Here is a 24203-nt window from a genome sequence, read left to right on the forward strand (position 1 = left end):
TTAATATCCAAAATTAAACAATCTATCATGATACAAATCTGATTTGTATCAATAAAAATTATGATATTTATCAATCTTATCTAATTTTTGTATCTTGTCAGCGAAATATATAAGATGATTTTTTCCAAAAGTTGTGAATACGCATTAAAATCTGTAATTTATTTATCTGCAAATGCAAAAGATGATAATAAAGCAAATGTAAAAGAGATATCTAATGCTATTAATTCTCCAGAACCGTTTACTGCTAAGATATTACAGCAATTAAGCAAACAAAAATTGATAACATCCACAAAAGGCCCAAATGGTGGGTTCTATATAGAAAAATCTACAAAACCAATTACTATATATAAAGTAATTGAAGCGATTGAAGGTCCAGAATTTTTTGATAGATGCATACTTGGGTTGTCTGATTGCTTAAATAAGAAACCATGTCCTTTGCATGAATATTTTGTAAAACATAGGACTGAATTGAAAGAACTATTTATGAAAAAAACAATTAATGATATTAGTTCTATTGAAAAATTAAATTTAAAATAATTTTGGTTATTTAAAATAAAAAGATATTTTTGTCTTAAAATAATTTTTTATGAAAAAAAATATCTTAAAATCTAGTTTATTACTATTGCTTATTTCATTTGCTACTATTGGATTAAACTCATGTGGCAGCAAAACAGAAGAAAAATCTACTACCGAAGATGTTGTAACTGATGAGCCAACAAGTATGATTGAAGAACCTACTGCAAATGCAGAAAATGGTAAGGCTATCTTCGATACTAAATGTATTGCTTGTCATAAAGCTACAGATGAGAAACTTATTGGCCCAGGACTAAAAGGCGTTACAGCTAAAAAGATGAAGAATGGATAGTAAAAATGGTTAAAGACCCTGCAGACATGATAGCAAACGACCCAGAAGCAAAAAAATTATTTGAAGAATATAAAACACCAATGTTGCCGCTTGGATTAACTGATGCAGAAATTGATGATGTGTACGCATATCTAAAACAAAATGACGCACAGTAATATTCTGTAGCTGAACTTGTTTGTGTTTTAAGTCTAAAATTATTATCTCTTATCTTCTTAAAAAAGATAAGAGATTTTTTGTTGTTCTTTTTTAGTACAAATGTATTATATGCCTTAATGATAATAATGTCTTTATCATAATGTGTTTATTCCTTTGTATATTTGTAGTTCAATATTAGTTGATGAATAAAGAGTACCAACATTTTGCTACAAATGCGATACGTACACAACACGAAAGAGCATTTAGAGAACATAGTGTGCCTATGTATATTACTTCATCTTTCACATTTGATGATGCAGAACAAGCCAGAGCATTATTTGCTGATGAGTATGTAGACAATATCTATTCTAGATTTTCAAATCCAAACGTTAATGAGTTTGTAGAGAAAATGTGTGTGCTGGAAGGCATGGAAGATGGTTTTGGAACTGCTACAGGAATGGCTGCTGTATTTGCATCTATGATGCCATTTTTACAACAAGGAGATCATATTTTAGCATCATCTGCATTATTTGCATCTTCTACAAGAATTATCAAAGATTTTTTACCAAAATGGGGCATTGAACATAGCTTTTTTGACATAAAAAAACCTGAAACTTGGGAAAGTCAAATTCAGCCAAATACAAAAATGATATTTGCTGAAACACCATCAAATCCAGGATTGGTATTAATTGACCTAGAATACTTATGTACAATTGCCAAAAAACACAATGTACTAGTAAATATAGATAATTGTTTTGCCACACCATATTTACAACAACCTGCCAAATATGGCGTAGATATTATAACACACTCAGCTACCAAATTTATTGATGGTCAAGGTCGTGTAACTGGCGGTATTGTATTGGCTAATAAAGAATTGACTAAAGAAATTAGACAATTTTGTAGACAAACAGGACCATCTATGTCTCCATTTAATGCGTGGGTATTATCTAAAAGCTTAGAAACGCTGCATGTAAGAATGGACAGACATTGTGAAAATGCTTTAGCATTAGCAACATGGTTAGAATTGCATCCAGAAATAGTAGATGTAAAATATCCATTCTTGGCATCACATCCACAGCATGAATTGGCAAGAAAACAAATGGCTCAAGGTGGTGGTGTTGTTACTTTTGAGGTAAGTGGTGGAATTGATAGAGGAAGGAAATTTTTAGACGCATTAAAGATGTTTTCACATAGTGCAAACTTGGGCGATTGTAGAACAATAGCAACACATCCAGCATCTACAACACATAGTAAAATAGACGAACAAGTAAGAAAAGCAGCAGGAATTGAAGATGGCAGCATTCGTGTATCTGTTGGACTAGAACATATAGATGATATTAAAGCAGATATAGAACAAGCATTAAGTAATACCAAATAAATATTATCGTTCTTAAATTAATTCAAAAATCATTTATAGTAATATACAAATTAAATTATGTCAGATTTATTTATATATAATTCATTAAGCAGACAAAAAGAACCATTTAAGCCACAACATCCACCATTTGTAGGCATGTACGTATGTGGGCCAACTGTATATAATTATGTACACTTAGGTAATGTGCGCACATTTATTGCATTTGATGTCGTGTATAGATACTTAAAATATCTAGGATATAAGGTTAGATATGTAAGAAATATTACTGACGCTGGACACCTAACAAACGAACAAGGTGAAGGGAAAAATAGAATGGAAGACCAAGCCAAGTTGGAACAAATTGAACCCATGGAAATTGTACAGAAATATACTTTGAGTTTTCATGATGTATGTTCTATCTTCAACTTGCAAGCACCAACTATAGAACCAACAGCAACAGGACATATTGTTGAGCAAATAGAAATGACACAAGAACTTATTGATAAAGAATTAGCTTATGAGTCTAATGGTTCTGTGTATTTTGATGTAAAAGCATACAACGAAAAAGGCTATGATTATGGTGTGCTTTCAGGTAGAAATATAGATGATATTGTTGCTGGATATAGAGATTTAGATGGACAAGATGAGAAACGTAGTTCTGTAGATTTTGCACTTTGGAAAAAAGCATCACCAGAACATATAATGCGTTGGAAATCGCCATGGAGCGATGGTTTTCCTGGATGGCATATAGAATGCTCTGTAATGAGTACAAAATATTTGGGTAAAACATTTGATATACATGGTGGTGGTATGGACTTGAAATTTCCACATCATGAGTGTGAAATAGCACAAAACGTAGCATGTACAGGAGAAGCGCCAGTAAAATATTGGATGCACAGTAATATGCTAAATTTTAATGGACAAAAAATGAGCAAATCATTGGGTAATTCTATTTTGCCATTAGAATTAATAACAGGAGAACATCCTTTGTTGGATAAAGCATATTCTCCAATGGTGGTTAGGTTATTATTCTTACAGTCACATTATACATCAGAATTAGATATTAATATCAAATCATTGCAAGATGCAGAAAAGAATTTGAGAAAATTGTTGAATGCTGCAACTTACTTACAAACCTTAAAACACGAAGGCGAAACAAGACCTAATCCTGAAATAAACGATGCAATAAGCGAGCTTTGTTTAGGTTGTAAAGAAGCTATGGATGATGATTTTAATACAGCAAAAACAGTGGCAAACTTATTAGCATTAGCAACACATATTAATATTTTCTATAACGAAAAAAGCATATCTAATATTGATGTGAGTACCTACAACTTATTAGAAAAAATATATAATGAGATGTTGTTTGATGTTTTAGGTTTAAAAAACGAAACCACACAAGATGCACAAACAGACACTTTAGATAAAGTAATGCAATTAATCATTGATATTAGAAAACAAGCTAGAGAAAATAAAGATTGGGCAACATCAGACAAAATTAGAGATGCATTGAAAGAAGCTAAAATCAATATCAAAGATGGAAAAGACGGCACATCATATGAATTATTATAATATATAGACTATGTTTTTATACATAAAAGCATTACATATTATTTTTGTTATTACTTGGTTTGCGGGTTTATTTTATATTCCACGTTTGTTTATCTATACTGTAGAAGCAAATGAAAAGCCTGAGCCAAACAGAAGTATTTTATTAGAACAAAATTTATTGATGCAACAAAGATTGTGGTATATTATTACATGGCCATCTGCAATTATTACACTACTATTAGGTATAACTATTCTTATTCAAAATCCATTTTTTCTTAAACAAGGTTGGTTGCACATAAAATTGACATTTGTAATATTATTGTATATCTATCATATCTTTTGCCATAAAATATACATGCAACAACAAAATATGGAATTCAAATACAGTAGCAAGCAACTCAGAATTTGGAATGAATTGGCTACAATTCTATTATTTATAATTGTATTCTTGGTTGTGGTAAAATCTCAGCTAAGTATATTGTTTGCTTTGCTTGGTGTTTTTATACTTTCTATTATATTAATGTTGGGTATAAAACTATACGCCACTATCAGAAAGAAATAATAATTATCAAAACAAAACATTACCTATATCAAAGTAATTTGATACATTATAAATATTCTTAAACAATATTATTTTTTAGATTTTTGTGGTATTCTTTCTTTCTCATTTCTTCCTTCGAAAGTATCCATAGAATTATAAACGCCTAACCATCCAGCAAAAACATCAAATACCTTTGCAGGTAATATTCCTTTAAACATAGGCACTAAACTAAGGTTACCAGGTTCCATTAATATCGCTACATCATTCTTAATTGCTTTAAATGTTTTATCTACAATTTCATCTGGTTTTAATAATGGAAAAAGGAATGGGGCTTTAACTCCCTTAAACATTCCAGTATCTATGTAACTAGGACAAATTGTGGTTACATGAACTTTTGTTTTTGCTTGTTCTAATTCTTTTCTAAGTGATTCGCTCCAACCTAAAACTGCCCATTTACTTGAAGCATAAACAGAACCCTTTGGTAAACTAATAAAAGAAGAAGCAGATGCTATATTAATAATATGACCTTTATTTTGTTTAATCATATCTTTAATAAATACTCTTGTAACATGCATCACACCATTAACATTAATATTAATGGTTTTCTCAATCTCTCTTTCACTATATTCCCAAAAATATTTTTTTCCAGCCACAACGCCAGCATTATTAAATAATATATCAATATTACCTATATCTAATAATACTTTGGTAGCAGCAGATTCTATATCATTAACATCAGATACATCTACTACAAATGTATGTACATTTTTGAAGCCTTTATTTACAAATTCCTCTTGAGTCTTTTGTAGATTATCTTCGTTGATGTCCCAAATTACTAGCGTAGCACAACCTTCTTGCAGTGCTTTTAATGACATAATTTTCCCTATTCCATTAGCACCACCAGTAACTAATACATTTGCATTTTTAATTTTTGACATTATTATAAATTTTTAGAAATTAAATTTAATCAAATAAAATGAAAATAGCATTCGACAAAAGCATTTCTTATCTTTTGTTAGGTAGTCTATTTTAGATGCTTAGCCAATAAAAAATGCTGCTAATGACTGTCCTGCTATGCCTACAATAAATCCTGTATTAATTTCTTTTGGTGTATGTGCATCTAAATAAAGCCTTGCGCTAGCTACAATACCTACTAATACAATTGCTAATAAGAAATAATTTTGCACATTGTTTTGGGCATAAAAAAACATCATCATTACAGCAATTAATCCACCAGAAATAGCCACCATGTGCAAACTCAATTTGTGAAATACATTGATAACAAATGATAGTGATAGAGAAATAACGGCACCCAAAACAAACCATGTGTATGGAATAGGAAAAGCAGTTTTCTTTACTGAAAGGTATGCCCAAATATAACATATCATGGCAACTATAAGTGGAATGATACGTTGTTGTTTGTCTGGCATTTCAAAAGAATCTATAAATTCTAGTTTTTTCATTAATACAATAGCTAATGCTGGAAAAAAGAAGGTATTTATAAAAACAATACCAAATGCTATTTGAGGTTGTAATGATGTAAAATAAACACTATTAAGTTGGATAAACAACAATAAAATATATGTTGGAATTAATAAAGGATGGAGAATGTAGGATATTATTTTGGAAAATATTTTCATAAATTATAGTTCTTTTCTTAGTCTTGCAACTGGAATGTTGAGTTGTTCTCTATATTTGGCTACTGTTCTTCGTGCTATATTGTAGCCTTTTTCTTTTAATAATTCTGTTAAGTCTTCGTCGCTCTTAGGCTTAGATTTTTCTTCACTATCTATAATATCTTGCAATATTTTTTTCACTTCTCTCGTAGATACTTCTTCGCCGCTATCTGTTTGTAAGGCTTCTGAGAAGAAATGTTTTAGCAAGAAAATTCCAAACTCTGTTTGTACATATTTGCTATTGGCTACACGCGAAATAGTAGAAATATCTAATCCTGTGATTTCGGCAATATCTTTCAGAATCATCGGTTTTAGGTCTAGCTCATCTCCTGTTAAAAAATATTTTTTCTGAAGATTGACAATAGCTTCCATGGTTACAAAAAGTGTGTGTTGCCTTTGTTTAATGGCATCTATAAACCACTTTGCTGCATCTATTTTTTGCTTGATGAACGTTACTGCCTCTTTTGTTTTTTTGTCTTTGGTGTTTCCTTTTGCATAAGAATGCAACATCTCTTTAAATGAATCTGAAATTCTAAGATCTGGTGCGTTTTTTCCATTTAATAATACTTCTAATTCTCCATTTATTTCTTCTACTGTAAAATCTGGAATGATTGTTTGATGATTGATGCTTGTGCTACCAGCAGAAGTGCCACCTGGCTTTGGATTTAGATGTAAAATTTCATCTAATATTTGTTTTAATTCTTCGTCTGTAAGATTAAATGCTTTAGCTAATTTGTCGTAATGTTTCTTTGTAAATGCATCAAAATAATCTGTGATGATTTGTATTGCCTTTTCTACATTTTTTGTTTGTACTTTTCTTTCCAATTGTATCAACAAACATTCTTGAAGACTACGTGCGCCAACTCCAGCTGGGTCAAATCTTTGAATTAGTTTTAATAATTCTTCAATTTCTTCGTGGTTAGTGGTAATGTTTCTCTGAAAAGCCAAATCATCAATAATCGCATCAACTTCTCTTCTTAGGTAGCCATCATCATCAATACTACCAACAAGATGGTCTGCAATTAAATATTCATGTTCGTCTAAATCTTGCAAAGCCAATTGCTCTGACAAACTATCATGAAATGTTTTGCCTACAGTGAATGGCGTTTGTTTTTTCTCTTCCTGATGATGAGCATAACTATCATCGCTGTCATTATAATCATAGTCTTCTTTGGTATATTCTGCAATATCTAAGTTATCTGAGAAATCATCGTCATCACCACTACTTTCTGAGAAATCGTCATCGTTATCTGTAATTTCTTGTGGTTCTGCTAAGTCTTCCTTTTGATTGTCAAAGTCAGTTTGACTTTCTTCTAAAGCTGGGTTTATTTCAAGCTCTTCTTTTATTCTTTGTTCTAATAATGACGTAGGCACTTGCAACAATTTCATCAATTGTATTTGCTGTGGCGACAGCTTTTGCAACATTTTCTGAGATAGTCTTTGTCCTAACATTATTGGAGTAATATATTGGGTAAATATAACAATTTACCTATTAACCTTTTGTAAAAAAAAGATGAAAGCTTTTTTATTTTTAATATTGTTCCTTATCGTTTGGAAAATCATTGGATTTAATATCTGCAATATATTGTTCTGTTGCTTTTTTCATCTCATCGTATAGATGTAAATATTGACGTAAAAATCTTGGTTTAAACTCATGTGTTATACCTAACATATCATGCGTTACCAATACTTGTCCATCTACAAAACCACCAGCTCCAATACCTATTACTGGAATACTTACACTTTCTGCAACCTTTTTGCCTAATTGTGCTGGTATTTTTTCTAATACAATAGCAAAACAACCTATACTTTCTAAATATTTTGCATCTTCTACCAACCTATCTGCTTCATCTTCTTCTTTGGCACGTACAGTATATGTACCAAATTTATAAATGGATTGTGGCGTCAATCCAAGATGTCCCATTACTGGAATGCCTGCCGTTAATATTCTAATCACTGATTCTCCAATTTCTTGTCCACCTTCTAATTTCACACCATGTCCACCTGTTTCTTTCATTACACGAATTGCCGCATTTAGGGCTTCTCGTGAGTTTCCTTGATATGAACCAAAAGGCAAATCTACTACCACAAAACAACGCTTGATGGCTCTTACCACACTTTGTGCATGGTATATCATTTGGTCTAGCGTAATTGGCAGTGTTGTTTCATGTCCAGCCATCACATTTGATGCTGAGTCACCTACCAATAAAATATCAATTCCTGCATCATCTAATATCTTTGCCATAGAATAGTCATAAGCAGTAAGCATAGATATTTTTTCGCCACGCTGTTTCATTTCTTTAAGGTTGTGCGTAGTTACTCTCTTTAATTCAGATTTAATAGCAGACATATTGGTATTTTTATTTATAATTATTAACTAGAATACGCAGCTTTGGGTATTCGTTTTTTAAAGTATCTTATCATAAGAAATAAGATAACGAATGATAGAATACAAACAACTGTGGCAATAAGAAAAGGCATGACTAAACTCAATATACTACCTCCAATGGCTAACCCATTCTCTGCTGTAGCAACAACTGGATTAGCTGTACCAGCTGTCGTTACTGTTGATGTAGCTCTCGTAAGTGCTGTGCCTGCTTGCACCACGCCTGCACTTCCTCCACCTACAATAATACCTAAACCCCATTTTAGCATTGGATCCATTTCCGGTGTTAATAAAGATGCTGTAAGTAATGTGCCTGCTGCTACTGATGCTGGTGTCGTAATTGTATCTAAAATATTATCTACAAATGGGATATAGTATCCACCTATCTCAAATACTGTAGCTGTAGCAAATGCTATCAATGCTGGTGTGCTTGCCATCCAAGCAAAGCTATCGCCGAGTGTAATGATACCCATTTTAGATGCGACACTTGCTACTAATAACGGAACAAAAACTCGAAAGCCACAGCTAGCACTTAAACCCAAGCCTAATGCTAAGCCTAAAAGTAATTTGCCTTGTGGCAAAACATTAACAACTTCTTGTGGAAGATTTTGTATGTTTTGAATAATGTCTAATATCATATCATAAAGTTATATAAAAAGTGTATATCAAAACCACTGCCAAATTAATTATTCTGTGTGAATATAAAATTATGATTTTTTATGCTAAAAAATAAGTTTATGGCTAACTTTAAGCAAAATTCTAGTATGACAATATTTTCCAAAATTATAAAAGGTGAAATTCCTTGCTACAAAATTGCTGAAGATGAGCATTATTTTGCATTTCTAAATATACGTCCATTAAATGCTGGACACACTTTAGTTATACCAAAAATAGAAACTGATTATATCTTTGATTTGTCTGATGAACAACTTAGTGGTTTAATAATTTTTGCCAAAAAAGTTGCTAAAGCTATAGAAAGTGTAGTTTCTTGTGAGCGTATTGGCATAGCTGTCATCGGACTTGAAGTGCCACATTGCCATATTCATCTTACACCTATCAACTCAGTACACGATATAGATTTTAGAAATACAAAAGAAATTTCTAAAGAACAAATGCAAGAATTAGCTATACAAATAAGTGCTGCTGTAAAATTGTAAGAACAAACCTAGTAGTCTATATAATATTCAACAAATATTTTTGCACATAGGACATTCTTAACATCAGAAAAGGCATACATCGTGTAATTTTATCAAACAATGAATGCAAATTCTTTAGATATAAGACTAGAACCAAGAGTACTATTTATTGATATGAATAGTTTTTTTGCTACTTGCGAGCAACAAACCAATTATTGGCTACGTGGCAGACCAGTAGCTGTGTGTGTGTACACTGGAAAATATGGTTGTGTGATTGCACCATCTATTGAGGCAAAGAAAAAAGGAATAAGATTAGGCATGCGATTGAATGATGCAATAAAAATATGTCCAGATTTAGTGCCATTAGAAACAAATCCAAATAAATATAGAAGCTACCATATAAAAATTATGAATGTACTTAGGCAATATGCAGATGATGTGGTACCAAGAAGTATTGATGAAGCAGTTGTAGACTTAAGTAATTACAAGAGAATATATCCAGACATGGTTGCTGTGGCACAAAAAATAAAGCAAGATATAAAAGAACAAGTAGGCGATTGGCTACAATGTTCAATAGGAATTGCTCCCAATGCTTTTTTAGCAAAACTTGCCTCAGATATACAAAAACCAGATGGTTTAGTAGTAATAAATCCAGAAAATATAGATTCTGTAATCTCAAAATTGGAATTAACTGATTTCCCTGGAATATCAAATGGAATAAAGCAAAGGCTTAATAAAGTTGGCATATATACACCTTTGCAGCTAAGACAATCAACGCCAGAAGTTTTAAAAGCAGCATGTAAAAGTATTATTGGATTACATTGGTACTATAGATTGCATTTTCAAGAAGTAGACATGCTCTCTTCTGATGACTATAAGAGCATATCTGCAATGCGACATTTATCAAAAGAACAAAGAAATGATATTGATAGTATTAAAGAAGTTTTTATGTTATTGTGTCTTACTTTGGAAAGAAGATTAATGAAAAAAGGACGTTATGCTCAAAATATAAATTTCTTTTGCAAATATGAAGATGGAACTAGTTTTGAAGATAAGTTTCACACAGAACAAGCACTACGTGATGGTATGGAAATTTATCATATTTTATTAGATAGGCAAAAGCAATTTAGAGATAAAAATAATATCGACCAACAGATACTAAACAACAATATTATAAGTATTGGTATTGTAATACACAAATTTGTAGAAGAAGGTGCAACTCAACTAAACATGTTTAACAACAAACATATAGCAAAAGATAAAGCCATGAAAAAAGTATATGAAATAAAACAGAAATATGGCGAAAATAAAATTAAACGAGCGTCTGAAATGAGAGCTGATGATACCCTATTTGTAGATGATGTAATTGGGTTCGGAAATATAAAAGACTTACTATAAAAAAATACAATGCATGCATTGTATTTTTGTTTTTTATCATTATCTTGTTTAAAATTTTTATCTATGTTATCTAAAGAGCAAGAGAATTATAGAAAATTAATGTCTAATCCCATTTCTTTCAAAGCAGGATTATATACTAAACTTCCTATGGCAGCAATAGCAGACTGTAGAATTACTCAACTAGATGAAGAATGTTGTAAAGTTACTGTACCATATAAATTCTTAAATAAAAATCCATTCAATACAACATATTGGGCAGTTTTGGGCATGGCAGCAGAAATGGCTGGTGGTGCATTACTAATGATGTATGCGCACAAAACACAACCATCTATGTCAACTTTTGTTACAGCATGCACCTCTAAATTCATAAAAACAGCAAAAGGCATTACCACATTTGTTTGCAACGATGGTGCAATAATTAGAGAACGTGTAGAACAAGAGTTGATAAACAAAAAAGGAGACAGTTTCACAACGACAACTACTGGCTTTGATAAGGATGGAAATATAATTGCAGAATTTAGCTTTGAATGGAGCATTAAAGCAAGAAAAAAATAGTTATAAAAGATTTCGTACTTTTGCTCGTATTCTATCATCATGCAAAAAATAGTAATTTCAGGTGCTGGCGGACACATTGGGTATAATGTTGTCAAAAAATTATTAGAGAAAAATTATTCTGTATTAGTTTTAGATAGATCTCTAAATACTAATGTTATAGAATTAAAAGCGCTTGGCGCAACTATACATAATTGTAATTTACTAGATGAAAGTTCTTTTTTAGACCAAATAATGGGTGCTGATGTATTCTTTCACCTAGCTGCAGAGAATACAACATCTATGCAACATGAAGAAAGAATAATACAAAACACTGATGGCATCACCAAAGTAGTGCTTAATGCATGTTTAAAAGCAGGAATCAAGAAAATTATATACACCAGTTCTGTCGTAGTATTAGGTAGAAGCTCTGATAAAAACATACTAATTAATGAAGAGAATACAGTTGCAAACCCAGAAAGTCCATATGTAAAAGGCAAACTATTAGCAGAACAATATGTAAAAAACTTTGCACAACAACACCAATTAGACATTCGTCATATTTATCCATCTTGGGTTGTTGGTCCTGGCGATTGCAAGCTAACACCACCACATAAAGTTATTAAAGATTTTGTAGAAAAAGGACAACCATTTTATTTTGAAGGTGGCATTTCTATAGTAGATGTAGAAGATTTAGCTAATGCGCAAATTGCTGCCATGGAAAATGGCAAGCCAAATGAAAAATATATTGTAGCTGGCGAAAATATCACATTCAAAGAATTCTATGATATATTATCAGAGTTTTCACAAAAGAAAAAACCTAAAATAAAAATACCAAAATGGTTTATATATTTAGGTGCCAAGGTTTTAGATATTATATTAAAAATATTTGGCAAAGCATCACCTGTAAGTCCAGCATATATACAAAGTGTAATTGGCAACTATTCTTGGTACAGTAGCAAAAAAGCTGAGAAAGAACTAAATTATAAAATTACACCAGCAAGAGAAATTCTTAGAAAAGCTGTGCAAGAAACATACAAACGTATGGCAGGCACCATAGTTTTAGGCAAGAAAACAAATCTTTTACCTGATATAAAGGATCAGAATCAAGATGGTACGTTATTAATTACAGGCGTTCCTGGTTGGTTGGGCAACAGAATGATTGATATATTAATTAATGGAGATAGATTTGGAAATTATAGAACCAACAGGAAAATAAGAGTGTTAGTGGAGCCTAGATTTAAAGGCATGCTCAATTTGCCAGCAAACTATGAAATAGTATATGCAGACATTACAAACAAAGCTCAGTTGCTTGATGTTGTAAGTGGTGTGCAAAGTGTTTTTCATCTAGCTGGCGCCATTTATCCAAAACATGTAGATGTTTTATATAAAGTAAATGAACAAGGCACAAAGAATTTAGTAGACGCATGTATTGAAAAGCAAGTGAAAAGATTCATTTATATGAGTACAGATTCTACTTGTGGCTATGGAACAAAAGAGCAACCAATTTTTGATGAAAACACAAAGCCAAATCCTTACAAAAATTATGGAAAAAGCAAGTTGTTAGCAGAAGAATATGTATTGCAGAAATCTAAAGAAGGAAAAATAAATGCTACATCACTGCGTGGTTTTTGGTTCTTTGGTCCATTTGCTCCAGAAAGAAATTTAGCGTTTGCTAATATGTTTTTTTGGCCAAGACAGATTGTTTTTGGCAATGGCAAAAATCTCAGAAGTATCTCACATGTAGATAATATCATTGCTTCATTTTTAATGGCAGAAAACAATACAAATACTTACAATAATTGGTATTGGATTGGCAATGATGCACCATATGCAACAGTTGATGAAATATACAAAACCATAGCGAATGCACTTGGCGTACCTTACAAACCAATCTATATTCCAAAATTTATGTGTAGATGTTTTGAGTATTCAGAAGATATCTTAAATAAATTCAACTACATACAAGCTACATTACAAGCTGCAGGAAAGTTTGATTATAACATAGCTGGAAGCATTAGTAAAGCAAAGCAAGACTTTGGCTACAATCCTAGAGTTACCTTAGAAGATGCTGCACAAGAGCTCAAAAAAATGGTTGGGTAAAAAATTATATTTTCTCAAATCTTGTGTATGGTACTAATGCCTTAGGTATCAATATGCCATCTTCAGTTTGATGATTTTCAAGCAAACAAGCAACAATTCTTGCCAATGCCAAAGCACTTCCATTTAATGTATGTGCCAAAACCTTGTTGTTGTCTTTATCTTTTATTCTTAATTTTAATCTATTTGCTTGGAATGTTTCAAAATTTGAAACAGAACTTACTTCTAACCAACGTTTCTGAGCTGCACTATACACTTCAAAATCGTAAGTCAGTGCAGATGAAAAAGTCATATCTCCACCACACAATCTCAAAATCCTATATGGTAATTCTAATGCTTGTAACAATTTTTCTACATGTTTTAGCATCTCATCCAATGCTTGATAAGAATTTTCTGCTTTTTCAATTCTTACAATTTCTACTTTATCAAATTGATGTAATCTATTCAATCCACGCACATCTTTTCCATAACTTCCTGCTTCTCTTCTAAAACATGGTGTATAGCCTACGTTTTTTATTGGCAATAGTTTTTCATCTACTATCTCATCTCTGTAGATATTAGTAATTGGCACTTCTGCTGTAGGTATTAAATAAAAATCATCTTGCTGTACATAGTACATTTGTCCTTCTTTGTCTGGCAACTGTCCTGTTGCAAATGCAGAATCTTTATTGACAACATGTGGCACTTGTACTTCATTGTAGCCAGCCAAGGCAGCTTGGTCTAAGAAGAATGAAATTAAGGCACGTTGCAATACAGCACCTTTTCCTTTGTAAACAGGAAAACCTGCGCCTGTGATTTTAACACCTAATTCAAAATCTATTAAATTATATTTCTTTGCTAATTCCCAATGTGGCAAAGCACTATCAGGCAATTGTGGTAATGTATCTACACAATAGGTAATCTCATTATCTTCAGGTGTTTTGCCTTTAGGTACAATCGCATTAGGAAAATTTGGCAGCTGAACCAATTTCTCTTGAATTTGCTGCTCAATTGTAGTTAATTCTACATCCAACACATCTGTTGATTCTTTTATTGTTGCAATTTCTTGTTTTAATGCTTCTGCAGCAGCCTTATCGCCTGATTTCATTAATCCACCAACTTCTTTAGAAATTGTGTTTCTTTGAGCCAAATAATTATCTAAGCTTGTTTTTATCGATTTTCTTTTTGTATCTAACGCTAAAATTTCATCTACAAATTCTACATCTTTAAAGTTCTTATGAGCTAATCTTTCTTTTGCAAATTCTACGTCTTTCTTTAATTGTTCTATTGTTAGCATGGCTATATTTTATTGCAAAGATAGAAAATTAAGCTGCATTTTTTTTATCAATAGAAATGATGCTAATTTTATTTTTTTTCTAAAAAAATAGGATATTTATAAAAAAAGTAGTTTATTTGCAACATCAATCAAAAACGGCAATAGTCTTTGCCATTATCCATTGAGTTTTATACTATTCATGTTTTTAATCAAATTAAATCTTATTATTGTTTTATGATGCACAACGAAGCTCAACTTCAGGTTCTTACCGTATCAGACTTAAAAGCTATTGCTGAAAATCTGTTAATCCCAAAATCAAAAATTATTAAATCAAAAAAACCAGAATTAATTGAGCTTATCTTAAAGAAAGCTGAAACAACAGAACTTCCAACTGATATAGAAGAAAATATTGATATTGCTCCTGAACATACTGAAAATAGTATTGATATAATCAACGAGCCACAGCAAGATATACCATCTGAAATTAATACTGAGGCAGAACTAAAACAGATTAATCAAGAGAAGAAACATAGAAACAGAATTAAAAAAGTAGTTCAGAAAGTTGAGCTACAAATACCATCTAAAACTATAGAGAATAAGCCAGTTGAAGAAAATAATACTGAAATTGATATTGTAATTGCACCTAACAAAATAGATGATGCTAAATTAATCCAAAACAACCAACCTGAAGAGATAGCACCAATAGTTATTGAAGAAGAAAAGAAAGAGGTTTTTAATATTGACCTTGATGGTATGATTAGTGGCGAAGGTGTATTAGAAATTATTCCAGAAGGTTATGGTTTCTTACGTTCTGCTGATTATAATTATCTATCATCTCCAGATGATATTTATGTATCTCCTTCTCAAATAAAATCTATTGGATTAAAAACTGGTGATACTATTGTTGGAACTATTCGTCCACCAAAAGAAGGCGAAAAGTACTTTGCTTTGCTTAAGGTTGATACCATCAATGGAAAATCTCCGCATGAAATTAGAGATAGAATTCCTTTTGATTATTTGACACCATTATTCCCAGAAGAGAAGCTGAATCTATTTAACGAAGCAGGTATCTATACGACAAGAATGGTGGATTTATTTGCGCCAATAGGAAAAGGACAGCGTGGAATGATAGTAGCACAACCAAAAGTTGGTAAAACAATGCTACTTAAAGATATTGCAAATGCAATTGCTAAAAATCATCCAGAAGTATATTTAATCATCTTATTGATAGATGAAAGACCCGAAGAGGTAACAGATGTACAAAGGAGTGTAAATGCCGAAGTAGTAGCATCTACCTTTGATGAGCCAGCTGACAGACACGTAAAAGTATCTAATATTGTTTTACAAAAAGCAAAAAGATTGGTTGAGTGTGGGCATGATGTTGTAATTCTTTTAGATTCTATCACAAGATTGGCAAGAGCATATAATACTGTTGCGCCATCTTCTGGAAAAGTTCTTTCTGGTGGTGTGGAGGCTAATGCATTGCAAAAACCTAAACAGTTTTTTGGTGCTGCAAGAAATATAGAAAATGGTGGCTCACTTACTGTGGTAGCTACTGCATTAATAGAAACTGGTTCAAAAATGGATGAGGTAATTTTTGAAGAGTTTAAAGGAACAGGAAACATGGAACTTCAACTGGACAGAAAACTTGCCAATAGAAGAATTTTCCCAGCTATAGATGTAACAGCATCTTCTACAAGAAGAGATGATTTGTTGTTAGATAAAGACACTTTATCTAAAATGTGGATTTTGAGAAACCATTTAGCTGACATGAATTCTGAAGAGTCTATGAAATTCTTACTCAACCAAATGAAAGGTACACGCACCAACGAAGAATTTTTATTAATGATGAAAAGATAAATATTATATTTTAACTAATATTTGTATTTTTTATGAAAGATACTGCTTGGTTATCTAGAACAGAATTATTAATTGGCAAATCAGGTATAGAAAAATTACAAAATGCCAATGTTTTGATTGTTGGGTTGGGTGGCGTTGGCTCTTATTGTGCTGAATTTATTGCTCGTGCTGGTGTGGGCAAAATGACCATTGTTGATGGTGATGTAGTTGACCCAACCAATAGAAATAGACAATTGCCTGCACTAAATTCTACACATGGCATGAGCAAAGCAGACTGGATGTATGATAGGATTTTAGACATCAACCCAGAAATTGAATTAAAAAAAATAAAAGTATTTCTTAGTCCAGAAGAGGCAAACCGTATTGTTACATCAGAAAATTTTGATTTTGTAGTAGATGCTATTGATAGCATTACACCTAAACTAAATCTATTGATAGCTGCATACAGAAATAAAGTGAAAATTGTGATGAGTGGTGGTGCTGGTGGCAAAACAGATGTAACAAAAATAAAAGTAGATGATATCTCAAAAACACATGATTGTTTCTTTGTGCGTACAGTAAGAAAAAGACTTAAGAGAGAGAAAATTTACAGCGGAATTCCTGTTGTATTCTCACCAGAACTACAAGATAAGAATGCATTGATAAGAACTGATGGTAGTAATTATAAACGCTCTGCCTATGGTACTATTTCTTATATGCCAGCAACTTTTGGTGGTGCTTGTGCAAATGTTGTCATTCAATCTATATTAAAACAAAAATAGCTTGAAGTAATCAAAAATAAGGGTTCTCTACTTCAATATCATCACCTTAGATGTTGATACTTTGCCATCCATTTCTAATGATAATAAATATGTTCCATTAGCAACATCATTCACATCAATGGTAAAACGATTGGTGTTTTTATCAATATTGTTTTGCATGATTACATTTCCTGAAATATCTATGATATTGTATTTACCATTGCCTGTATAAGGCAACTCAACCGTAATTGTAGACGTTGTAGGATTTGGAAATAACTTAAATGCTAACTTTCTGTTGCTCGCAACACTTGTTGTAATTTCAACTCTTGTTTGTGCAGTATTTGTTATTACTGGAGCATTGTAATCAAAAAGATAGATGCATTATTATTAATCTCTGCATCAATTGGCAATCCAGCTTTAGGTTTAAATTCTAATTGTACAAAGCCATGTGATTTCGCTTCATTTGTATTAGAATCAGGTAGCTGAATATTTGGGAAAGTAACCTCAATTATATTCTTCTCTCTTACTATTAATTGATATGGATGACTCGCGTTTACTACTTGCAATGAATTAACTTCTAAATTATTAAGTACCTCATCTCTTACTATTACTGTAAATGCAGTATCTGTACCTGTATTTTGAAAACGAATAGTATACAATAATCTATCATTTTCTGCATCATAAGTTGATGGTAAAGATGTTTTATCTACTAATTTATCATTTGGATCAAAAGAACCACGAATTGTTTCTGTCCATATTGCATAATTATCTAAGTAGAAATTGTCCCCTTGTGTTCCTCTCGACCATGCTTCATATATTGCGTTATCGCCCAATAATGCATCTTCTGGTACTTGTAACTGTATATTAATAGATTGATGTTCAAAAAAATTAATCATAATATTATTCCATATCAATGTATCGTTATTTATTGATGATGGTACAATTGAAGTACTTAGTACATCAAAATTATTCGGTTTTTTTAGTTTAATTGTAATATTTGATTGATCTACTGTACCAATATTTTTGGCAGTAACTGTTATGTTGGTAACAAAACCTGGTCTTGCTGGTGATGAACCTAATGTTGTTTTTAAATCTTTTATGTTTGGAGTAATATGAATACCAAAATCATAGCTGCCACTTTGCAATCCAAAACCGTGGATATCTGCTAATGAATAAGATGTTGGAGTTATTGTTGCATATTTATAATTATCTACTGCAATCCAAGTATTATTTATGTCAGTATCTATCTTTACATAATAACTTCCATTCAAATTACTTGCACCAAACCAATTATTGTGAAATACATTTACAATTTGTTAAGAGATTAATCGCTCACCTATGCTATATTTACCATTATGCTTTCCATCAATATAAATTTTTCCCTGTACATAAGGATTCACTTTACAAATACTAGATGTGGAGGTGCAAATAGGTATTGTTATGTCCACTGTTGCATTAGTATTTATTGCATTAGGCAAACAGGTAATGCCTGTATTATAAACATATAGCCCTAATAAACTTGCAGGTAATACTGGTAAACAATACAAAGAGTTATTACCTCTAACATATAAAGTATTTAAAACACTACTCAAAGACGGAAGGGCTTCTAATCGATTATTTTCACAATATAGATACTGTAACGTATTTGGTAAGGAAGGTAATTCTCTCAATTGATTATTACTACAATTAAGACTATATATAGTATTTGGTAGTATTGGTATCGTCGTTAATTGATTGCTATTACAGTATAGAACTATTAACGTAGATGGCAATGGAGGCAAATCTGTTATCTGATTACCATCACAAACCAATCCTTGCAGCATATCTGGTAGGGTTGGTAAGGCTGTTAATTGATTATTTCCACAATCCAATTGATATAAGGTAGAAGGAAGTAGGAGTAATTCTTTTATTTGATTATGCCTAAATTTCAAATCCTTTAATGTTGATGGCAGTGATGGCAATTCTGTTATCTGATTATTACTACAGTCTAGATAATTTAACGAAGTGGGTAATGATGGTAAGTATGTTAATTGGTTGTTGTAACAATGCAAGGACATTAATGAGGACGGTAGTGATGGTAATTTTGTCAGAAGATTTGAGTGACAATCTAAATCTACTAATGTAGAAGGCAATATTGGTAAATCTGCTATCTGGTTATAGCCACAATTCAAAACTACTAATGTAGACGGCAATATTGGTAAATCTGTTATTTGGTTAACATCGCAAAATAAATCTGTTAATGTAGATGGCAATATTGGTAATTCTATTATTTGATTATTATTACAAAATAATTTTTCTAAGGATGGTGGCAGAGTTGGCAAATTTGTTATTTGATTATAACTACAGTCTAAATAAGTTAACGAAGCTGGTAGTGATGGCAAATTTGTTATCTGGTTATTATAGCAATTCAAATAAGTTAATGAAGTAAAATATTGAATGCCAGAAATTGTTGCTATGTCATTATTTTCTATACTTAAACTGAGTTCATTTACAATTTGACTGCATGTTACGTCCATTTTATCACTTGCATCAAAACAAGTTGGGTACAATGCTTTCAACACAGCTCTAAAATTATCATCTGGTATGATTACATACTCTGCTTTGCATATTTGTATCCCAATTAAGAATACAAACACTAATAATAAGTTTTTCATTAGTCATAATTTTATATCAAATATAAACAAGTATTCTCTATTTTTAAAATGTTTAAATAAAAAAAACCGAATACATTAAGTATTCGGTTGAGATTATATACTTCCAATGTTTCTAGGACATCGAAAGTAACCTATATATTATCCGTTGCTAAGTGCAGCTGCACCAGATACGATTTCTGATAATTCAGTTGTAATTGCTGCTTGTCTTGCTCTATTGTACATGATATTTAATGTTTTCAATAGTTCATTTGCATTTTCAGTAGCTTTGTCCATTGCTGTCATTCTTGCACCGTGCTCAGAAGCATTTGAATCTAACAAATATCTAAAAAATTGAGTTTTTAATATTTTTGGTACTAAATCTTTCAATATTTTTTCTTGCTCTGGCTCAAAAATATAATCTGCTTTTTTCTTAGCTGCGCCTGTATTCTCTGTAGATATTGGTAAAAACTGCTCTACTGTATTTATTTGTGTTCCAGCATTTTTAAATTTACCATATACTACATCTACTCTATCATATACTTTTTGCTCAAAAGCATACATAATATATTCTGCTGCCTTTGCTGCATCTTCAAAATTCAAGTGATGAAATATGTTCACAAAGTCTTTATTTACATAACCTTTGCTTCCTGTTTTAAAACCTTCAAAAGCTCTTTTACCTATTGTAAGTAAATCTACTTTACCTTCAGCATTTAAGTCAGCGTATTTCTCTGAAAGTAAATTTTTAGTTGCTTTTAATGTATTTGCGTTGAAAGCACCACACAAACCTTTATCTGATGTTATTACAACAATTAATACTTTATTTATGGTTCTTTCTTCAGCGTAAGAAATATTTACTTCGCCTTGTAGATTTGCCACTAAATTTTGTAATACTTCAGAAAGTTGATCTGCGTAAGGTCTTATTTGTACAATTCTATCTGTTGCTCTTTTTAATTTAGCAGCAGATACCATTTTCATAGCCTTTGTAATCTGTATTGTTGATTTTACAGACCCAATTCTTCCTCTTACTTCTTTTAAATTTCCTGGCACGTCTTATGTTATTTTAGATTATGCAAATGATGATTCTAAATCTTTAGCTACTTGCTCTAATTTTTTCAAATCTTCATCTTCTAATTTGCCTTTTTTCAAGTTTGCTAATACATCAGCATGTTTTTGTTCAACAGTTGATAAGAATGCATCTTCAAAAGCGCCAACTTTATCTACTGCAACATTTCTCAATAAACCTTTTGAACCTAAATATATAATAGCTACTTGTTTTTCTACTGTTAATGGAGAATATTGTGCTTGTTTCAATATTTCCACGTTTCTCTTACCTTTATCTAACACTGATTTTGTAGCTGCATCTAAGTCTGAACCAAATTTAGCAAATGCTTCTAGTTCTCTATATTGTGCTTGGTCTAATTTTAATGTACCAGCTACTTTTTTCATAGATTTTATTTGTGCATTACCACCCACACGCGATACAGAAATACCTACGTTGATAGCTGGACGAACACCTGAGTTAAATAAATTTGACTCTAAGAATATCTGACCATCTGTGATTGAAATCACGTTGGTAGGAATATAAGCAGATACGTCACCAGCTTGTGTTTCAATAATTGGTAATGCAGTAAGTGAACCACCACCTTTTACAATACCTTTTAAAGATTCTGGTAAATCATTCATATTTGCTGCTATCTCATCACGTGCAATAACTTTTGCTGCACGCTCTAATAAACGTGAGTGTAAGTAGAATACATCACCTGGATATGCTTCACGTCCTGGTGGTCTTTTTAATAATAATGATACTTCACGATATGCCACAGCTTGTTTAGATAAATCATCATAAACGATTAACGCTGGACGACCTGTATCTCTAAAAAATTCTCCAATTGCTGCTCCAGCAAATGGTGCGTAGAATTGTAATGGTGCTGGATCTGATGCATTTGCTGCTACAATAACAGTATAAGGCAATGCTCCATTCTCTTCTAATGTTTTAGCTATATTTGCTACTGTAGATGCTTTTTGTCCACAAGCTACATAGATACAATATACAGTTTCGCCTCTTTCGTAAAACTCTTTTTGGTTGATGATGGTATCAATAGCAATTGCAGTTTTTCCTGTTTGTCTATCACCAATGATTAACTCACGTTGTCCACGACCTACTGGAATCATTGCATCAATTGCTTTAATTCCTGTTTGTAATGGCTCGTTCACTGGTTGTCTAAAGATAACACCTGGTGCTTTACGTTCTATTGGCATAGAGTACGTTTGTCCAACTATTGGTCCTTTGCCATCAATTGGCTCACCTAATGTATTAATTACTCTACCAAGCATTCCTTCACCAACATTAATTGATGCAATCTGCTTAGTACGTTTTACTTTGTCTCCTTCTTTTATAGAATCAGTAGCACCCATCAATACAACACCTACATTGTCTTCTTCAAGGTTTAATGCAATAGCTTTTACGCCACTGTCAAATTCTACTAACTCTCCAGCTTGTACTTCTGTTAATCCGTACACGCGAGCAATACCATCACCTACTTGTAATACAGTGCCTACTTCTTCTAGTTCTGCTTCTGTAGATACGCCACCTAATTGTTTGCGTAGTATATCTGATATTTCATCTGGTCTTACTTCTACCATTTTATTTAGTTTAGAGTTGTTGTATAATTATGCTAATAATTCTTGTCTAATCTTGTTTAATTTATATTTGACTGAGTTATCTAGAATTTTATCTCCAAAATCAATCACAAAACCACCAAGTATAGATGCATCAACTTTTTGATTGATTTTTACATTTGGTTTTCCAGATTGTTTTTTAATAAAGTCTTCTATTTTATTTTGTGTTGCTTGCATCTAGCTCTCTGCTACACTTACATTTACTTCTGTAATGCCATTTACATCATTGTATTTATTCACAAATTTCTTTAAAATTAGTGGCAAATACATTTCTCTTCTATTGACAATCAATAATTTTAAGAAATTCATCGTAACAGTGTCTAGCTTACTTGCAAATAATTCTTGAATTACGCTTTGCTTTTTGCTTGTTTCAATGATTGGGTTTTTAATAAAATTATCAAAATCTTTACTTACAGTAATTGTTTGCGCAATTAGATTTACATCTTGCTTTACTTTTTCTAATTTTTGATTTGCTACAGCATCATCAAAGAAAGCACTTGAATATCTATTGGCTAATTTTTCTGCTGACATTATTAATTTAGATTTACTTTATCTACTAAAGAATTGATAAGGCTTTGATGATCTTTAGAACTATCTAATTCTTTGCCTAATACTTTTTGTGCTATATCAATTGACAACTGACTAACCTCTTTCTTAACTTCTGCAATTGCAACTTTCTTTTGACTATCAATCTCTAATTTTGCATCTGCAACAATTTTTGCTGCATTATCTTTAGCCAACTGATGTGCTTCTGCAATAATAGACTCTTTAATATCCTTTGCTTCTTTTAAAATTCTTGTACTCTCCTCTTTTGCTTCTCTCAATAGATTTGCATTGTCTGCTTGCAATTTTGTCATATCAGCTTTTGCCTTATCGGCTGCGTTCAATGCATCATTGATAGCATCTTCTCTTTCTTTGATTGCACTTGCTATTGGTTTTAGTGCTTTTTTGCCTACTAAGAACCAAAAAGTTAGGAAAATAATTGTAGTCCAAAACACCAAGCCTAAGTCTGGTGTTAATAAAGACATAGTATCAAACTTTAATAACATATTACAAGTTTTTAATTACAGCAACTGCTGTAATGGTTATAAGAAATAATTTACTAAAGCCTGTATTAGTTCATCAAGAATGATAAAATCATACCGATGATAGCTGCACCTTCAATCAAAGCTGCTGCTAAGATCATAGCACCTCTAATATCGTTTGTTGCTTCTGGTTGACGCGCAATACCTTGTACTGCATTGCTACCTACTAATCCGATTCCGATTCCGGCTGCCAATGCTGCCATGCCTGCTCCTAATGCTGCAAATCCTGTCATAACTTTAAAAATTTAATTTTTTTGTTTAATAATTTGATT

The 24203-nt window shown here is 31.8% G+C and carries 27 protein-coding genes; 12 read left to right on the forward strand and 15 right to left on the reverse strand.

The annotated features are described in order from the left end of the window. Window positions 1-114 precede the first annotated feature (114 nt). The 6 genes from IPK18_05515 (at window position 115) to IPK18_05540 (ending at window position 4473) form a co-directional block, all read left to right on the forward strand. A complete protein-coding gene (locus IPK18_05515) occupies window positions 115-537 on the forward strand; it encodes an Rrf2 family transcriptional regulator (protein QQR98968.1) in 423 nt (140 codons plus the stop codon). Window positions 538-586: 49 nt separating this feature from the next. Next, window positions 587-865, forward strand: a complete 279-nt coding sequence (locus tag IPK18_05520; GenBank protein ID QQR98969.1) for a c-type cytochrome — start codon at window positions 587-589, stop codon at window positions 863-865. A gap of 5 nt (window positions 866-870) precedes the next feature. Continuing rightward, window positions 871-1020 carry a c-type cytochrome gene (locus tag IPK18_05525; GenBank protein ID QQR98970.1) on the forward strand — a complete coding sequence of 50 codons (150 nt, stop codon included), beginning with the start codon at window positions 871-873 and terminating at the stop codon, window positions 1018-1020. A gap of 182 nt (window positions 1021-1202) precedes the next feature. Continuing rightward, on the forward strand, window positions 1203-2381 hold the full coding sequence (locus tag IPK18_05530; GenBank protein ID QQR98971.1) for an aminotransferase class V-fold PLP-dependent enzyme: 1179 nt from the start codon (window positions 1203-1205) through the stop codon (window positions 2379-2381). A 57-nt stretch (window positions 2382-2438) separates the two neighbouring features. Then, on the forward strand, window positions 2439-3932 hold the full coding sequence (locus IPK18_05535; protein ID QQR98972.1) for a cysteine--tRNA ligase: 1494 nt from the start codon (window positions 2439-2441) through the stop codon (window positions 3930-3932). A 10-nt stretch (window positions 3933-3942) separates the two neighbouring features. Next, window positions 3943-4473, forward strand: a complete 531-nt coding sequence (locus IPK18_05540; protein ID QQR98973.1) for a CopD family protein — start codon at window positions 3943-3945, stop codon at window positions 4471-4473. Window positions 4474-4541: 68 nt separating this feature from the next. On the opposite strand, the gene IPK18_05545 is transcribed toward IPK18_05540, so the two are convergent. From IPK18_05545 to IPK18_05565, 5 genes are all read right to left on the reverse strand, one after another. Further along, window positions 4542-5390, reverse strand: a complete 849-nt coding sequence (locus IPK18_05545; GenBank protein QQR98974.1) for an SDR family oxidoreductase — start codon at window positions 5388-5390, stop codon at window positions 4542-4544. A 99-nt stretch (window positions 5391-5489) separates the two neighbouring features. Beyond that, window positions 5490-6092: a hypothetical protein gene (locus tag IPK18_05550; protein QQR98975.1), complete on the reverse strand. Its 603-nt coding sequence runs from the start codon at window positions 6090-6092 to the stop codon at window positions 5490-5492. A 3-nt stretch (window positions 6093-6095) separates the two neighbouring features. Next, a complete protein-coding gene (gene rpoN, locus IPK18_05555; protein ID QQR98976.1) occupies window positions 6096-7580 on the reverse strand; it encodes an RNA polymerase factor sigma-54 in 1485 nt (494 codons plus the stop codon). Between the two features lie 79 nt (window positions 7581-7659). After that, complete coding sequence (gene panB / locus IPK18_05560; protein QQR98977.1) at window positions 7660-8478, reverse strand: 3-methyl-2-oxobutanoate hydroxymethyltransferase; 819 nt, start codon at window positions 8476-8478, stop codon at window positions 7660-7662. 23 nt (window positions 8479-8501) lie between these two features. Next, the gene (locus tag IPK18_05565; GenBank protein ID QQR98978.1) at window positions 8502-9152 is read right to left on the reverse strand and encodes a DUF4126 domain-containing protein; all 651 of its coding nucleotides are present in this window, start codon (window positions 9150-9152) and stop codon (window positions 8502-8504) included. Window positions 9153-9278: 126 nt separating this feature from the next. On the opposite strand from IPK18_05565, the gene IPK18_05570 reads away from it, so the two are divergent. The 4 genes from IPK18_05570 to IPK18_05585 all read left to right on the forward strand — a co-directional run bounded on the left by IPK18_05570 (window position 9279) and on the right by IPK18_05585 (window position 13682). Continuing rightward, entirely contained in the window at window positions 9279-9671 is a 393-nt protein-coding gene (locus IPK18_05570; protein QQR98979.1) for an HIT family protein, read from the forward strand. Between the two features lie 99 nt (window positions 9672-9770). After that, window positions 9771-11048 carry a DNA polymerase IV gene (locus tag IPK18_05575; GenBank protein QQR98980.1) on the forward strand — a complete coding sequence of 426 codons (1278 nt, stop codon included), beginning with the start codon at window positions 9771-9773 and terminating at the stop codon, window positions 11046-11048. A gap of 63 nt (window positions 11049-11111) precedes the next feature. Continuing rightward, a complete protein-coding gene (locus IPK18_05580; protein ID QQR98981.1) occupies window positions 11112-11603 on the forward strand; it encodes a DUF4442 domain-containing protein in 492 nt (163 codons plus the stop codon). Between the two features lie 39 nt (window positions 11604-11642). Then, on the forward strand, window positions 11643-13682 hold the full coding sequence (locus IPK18_05585; GenBank protein ID QQR98982.1) for an NAD-dependent epimerase/dehydratase family protein: 2040 nt from the start codon (window positions 11643-11645) through the stop codon (window positions 13680-13682). A 4-nt stretch (window positions 13683-13686) separates the two neighbouring features. Here IPK18_05585 and serS read toward each other — a convergent pair whose 3' ends face one another. Further along, complete coding sequence (gene serS / locus IPK18_05590; GenBank protein QQR98983.1) at window positions 13687-14955, reverse strand: serine--tRNA ligase; 1269 nt, start codon at window positions 14953-14955, stop codon at window positions 13687-13689. Window positions 14956-15168: 213 nt separating this feature from the next. Here serS and rho point away from each other — a divergent pair, with 213 nt between their 5' ends. Beyond that, window positions 15169-16794 carry a transcription termination factor Rho gene (gene rho / locus IPK18_05595; GenBank protein QQR98984.1) on the forward strand — a complete coding sequence of 542 codons (1626 nt, stop codon included), beginning with the start codon at window positions 15169-15171 and terminating at the stop codon, window positions 16792-16794. Window positions 16795-16826: 32 nt separating this feature from the next. Then, window positions 16827-17555, forward strand: a complete 729-nt coding sequence (locus IPK18_05600; protein QQR98985.1) for a tRNA threonylcarbamoyladenosine dehydratase — start codon at window positions 16827-16829, stop codon at window positions 17553-17555. Window positions 17556-17582: 27 nt separating this feature from the next. Here the strand turns inward: IPK18_05600 and IPK18_05605 are convergent, their stop codons facing one another. From IPK18_05605 to atpE, 9 genes are all read right to left on the reverse strand, one after another. Then, complete coding sequence (locus IPK18_05605) at window positions 17583-17771, reverse strand: T9SS type A sorting domain-containing protein (protein ID QQR98986.1); 189 nt, start codon at window positions 17769-17771, stop codon at window positions 17583-17585. A 110-nt stretch (window positions 17772-17881) separates the two neighbouring features. Next, entirely contained in the window at window positions 17882-18805 is a 924-nt protein-coding gene (locus IPK18_05610) for a hypothetical protein (GenBank protein ID QQR98987.1), read from the reverse strand. 45 nt (window positions 18806-18850) lie between these two features. Further along, complete coding sequence (locus tag IPK18_05615; protein QQR98988.1) at window positions 18851-20188, reverse strand: leucine-rich repeat domain-containing protein; 1338 nt, start codon at window positions 20186-20188, stop codon at window positions 18851-18853. Window positions 20189-20326: 138 nt separating this feature from the next. After that, window positions 20327-21214 carry an ATP synthase F1 subunit gamma gene (atpG, locus tag IPK18_05620; protein QQR98989.1) on the reverse strand — a complete coding sequence of 296 codons (888 nt, stop codon included), beginning with the start codon at window positions 21212-21214 and terminating at the stop codon, window positions 20327-20329. A gap of 18 nt (window positions 21215-21232) precedes the next feature. Then, window positions 21233-22810, reverse strand: a complete 1578-nt coding sequence (locus tag IPK18_05625) for a F0F1 ATP synthase subunit alpha (protein ID QQR98990.1) — start codon at window positions 22808-22810, stop codon at window positions 21233-21235. Between the two features lie 27 nt (window positions 22811-22837). Further along, window positions 22838-23023 carry a F0F1 ATP synthase subunit delta gene (locus IPK18_05630; protein ID QQR98991.1) on the reverse strand — a complete coding sequence of 62 codons (186 nt, stop codon included), beginning with the start codon at window positions 23021-23023 and terminating at the stop codon, window positions 22838-22840. Beyond that, entirely contained in the window at window positions 23024-23377 is a 354-nt protein-coding gene (gene atpH / locus IPK18_05635; protein QQR98992.1) for an ATP synthase F1 subunit delta, read from the reverse strand. 2 nt (window positions 23378-23379) lie between these two features. After that, on the reverse strand, window positions 23380-23874 hold the full coding sequence (gene atpF / locus IPK18_05640; GenBank protein QQR99303.1) for a F0F1 ATP synthase subunit B: 495 nt from the start codon (window positions 23872-23874) through the stop codon (window positions 23380-23382). An 86-nt stretch (window positions 23875-23960) separates the two neighbouring features. After that, a complete protein-coding gene (gene atpE, locus IPK18_05645; protein QQR98993.1) occupies window positions 23961-24164 on the reverse strand; it encodes an ATP synthase F0 subunit C in 204 nt (67 codons plus the stop codon). Window positions 24165-24203: the final 39 nt, after the last annotated feature.

The sequence above is a fragment of the Sphingobacteriales bacterium genome (genome assembly GCA_016699615.1).
Lineage (GTDB): Bacteria > Bacteroidota > Bacteroidia > Chitinophagales > JADIYW01 > JADJSS01.

What these genes read in the sequence shown, in the direction of transcription:
- IPK18_05515 (QQR98968.1), top strand. Translation starts at nt 115, where the DNA reads ATGATTTTTTCCAAAAGTTGTGAATACGCATTAAAATCTGTAATTTAT.
- IPK18_05520 (QQR98969.1), top strand. Translation starts at nt 587, where the DNA reads ATGAAAAAAAATATCTTAAAATCTAGTTTATTACTATTGCTTATTTCA.
- IPK18_05525 (QQR98970.1), top strand. Translation starts at nt 871, where the DNA reads ATGGTTAAAGACCCTGCAGACATGATAGCAAACGACCCAGAAGCAAAA.
- IPK18_05530 (QQR98971.1), top strand. Translation starts at nt 1,203, where the DNA reads ATGAATAAAGAGTACCAACATTTTGCTACAAATGCGATACGTACACAA.
- IPK18_05535 (QQR98972.1), top strand. Translation starts at nt 2,439, where the DNA reads ATGTCAGATTTATTTATATATAATTCATTAAGCAGACAAAAAGAACCA.
- IPK18_05540 (QQR98973.1), top strand. Translation starts at nt 3,943, where the DNA reads ATGTTTTTATACATAAAAGCATTACATATTATTTTTGTTATTACTTGG.
- IPK18_05545 (QQR98974.1), bottom strand. Translation starts at nt 5,390, where the DNA reads ATGTCAAAAATTAAAAATGCAAATGTATTAGTTACTGGTGGTGCTAAT.
- IPK18_05550 (QQR98975.1), bottom strand. Translation starts at nt 6,092, where the DNA reads ATGAAAATATTTTCCAAAATAATATCCTACATTCTCCATCCTTTATTA.
- rpoN (QQR98976.1), bottom strand. Translation starts at nt 7,580, where the DNA reads ATGTTAGGACAAAGACTATCTCAGAAAATGTTGCAAAAGCTGTCGCCA.
- panB (QQR98977.1), bottom strand. Translation starts at nt 8,478, where the DNA reads ATGTCTGCTATTAAATCTGAATTAAAGAGAGTAACTACGCACAACCTT.
- IPK18_05565 (QQR98978.1), bottom strand. Translation starts at nt 9,152, where the DNA reads ATGATATTAGACATTATTCAAAACATACAAAATCTTCCACAAGAAGTT.
- IPK18_05570 (QQR98979.1), top strand. Translation starts at nt 9,279, where the DNA reads ATGACAATATTTTCCAAAATTATAAAAGGTGAAATTCCTTGCTACAAA.
- IPK18_05575 (QQR98980.1), top strand. Translation starts at nt 9,771, where the DNA reads ATGAATGCAAATTCTTTAGATATAAGACTAGAACCAAGAGTACTATTT.
- IPK18_05580 (QQR98981.1), top strand. Translation starts at nt 11,112, where the DNA reads ATGTTATCTAAAGAGCAAGAGAATTATAGAAAATTAATGTCTAATCCC.
- IPK18_05585 (QQR98982.1), top strand. Translation starts at nt 11,643, where the DNA reads ATGCAAAAAATAGTAATTTCAGGTGCTGGCGGACACATTGGGTATAAT.
- serS (QQR98983.1), bottom strand. Translation starts at nt 14,955, where the DNA reads ATGCTAACAATAGAACAATTAAAGAAAGACGTAGAATTTGCAAAAGAA.
- rho (QQR98984.1), top strand. Translation starts at nt 15,169, where the DNA reads ATGATGCACAACGAAGCTCAACTTCAGGTTCTTACCGTATCAGACTTA.
- IPK18_05600 (QQR98985.1), top strand. Translation starts at nt 16,827, where the DNA reads ATGAAAGATACTGCTTGGTTATCTAGAACAGAATTATTAATTGGCAAA.
- IPK18_05615 (QQR98988.1), bottom strand. Translation starts at nt 20,188, where the DNA reads ATGAAAAACTTATTATTAGTGTTTGTATTCTTAATTGGGATACAAATA.
- IPK18_05625 (QQR98990.1), bottom strand. Translation starts at nt 22,810, where the DNA reads ATGGTAGAAGTAAGACCAGATGAAATATCAGATATACTACGCAAACAA.
- IPK18_05630 (QQR98991.1), bottom strand. Translation starts at nt 23,023, where the DNA reads ATGCAAGCAACACAAAATAAAATAGAAGACTTTATTAAAAAACAATCT.
- atpH (QQR98992.1), bottom strand. Translation starts at nt 23,377, where the DNA reads ATGTCAGCAGAAAAATTAGCCAATAGATATTCAAGTGCTTTCTTTGAT.
- atpF (QQR99303.1), bottom strand. Translation starts at nt 23,874, where the DNA reads ATGTCTTTATTAACACCAGACTTAGGCTTGGTGTTTTGGACTACAATT.
- atpE (QQR98993.1), bottom strand. Translation starts at nt 24,164, where the DNA reads ATGACAGGATTTGCAGCATTAGGAGCAGGCATGGCAGCATTGGCAGCC.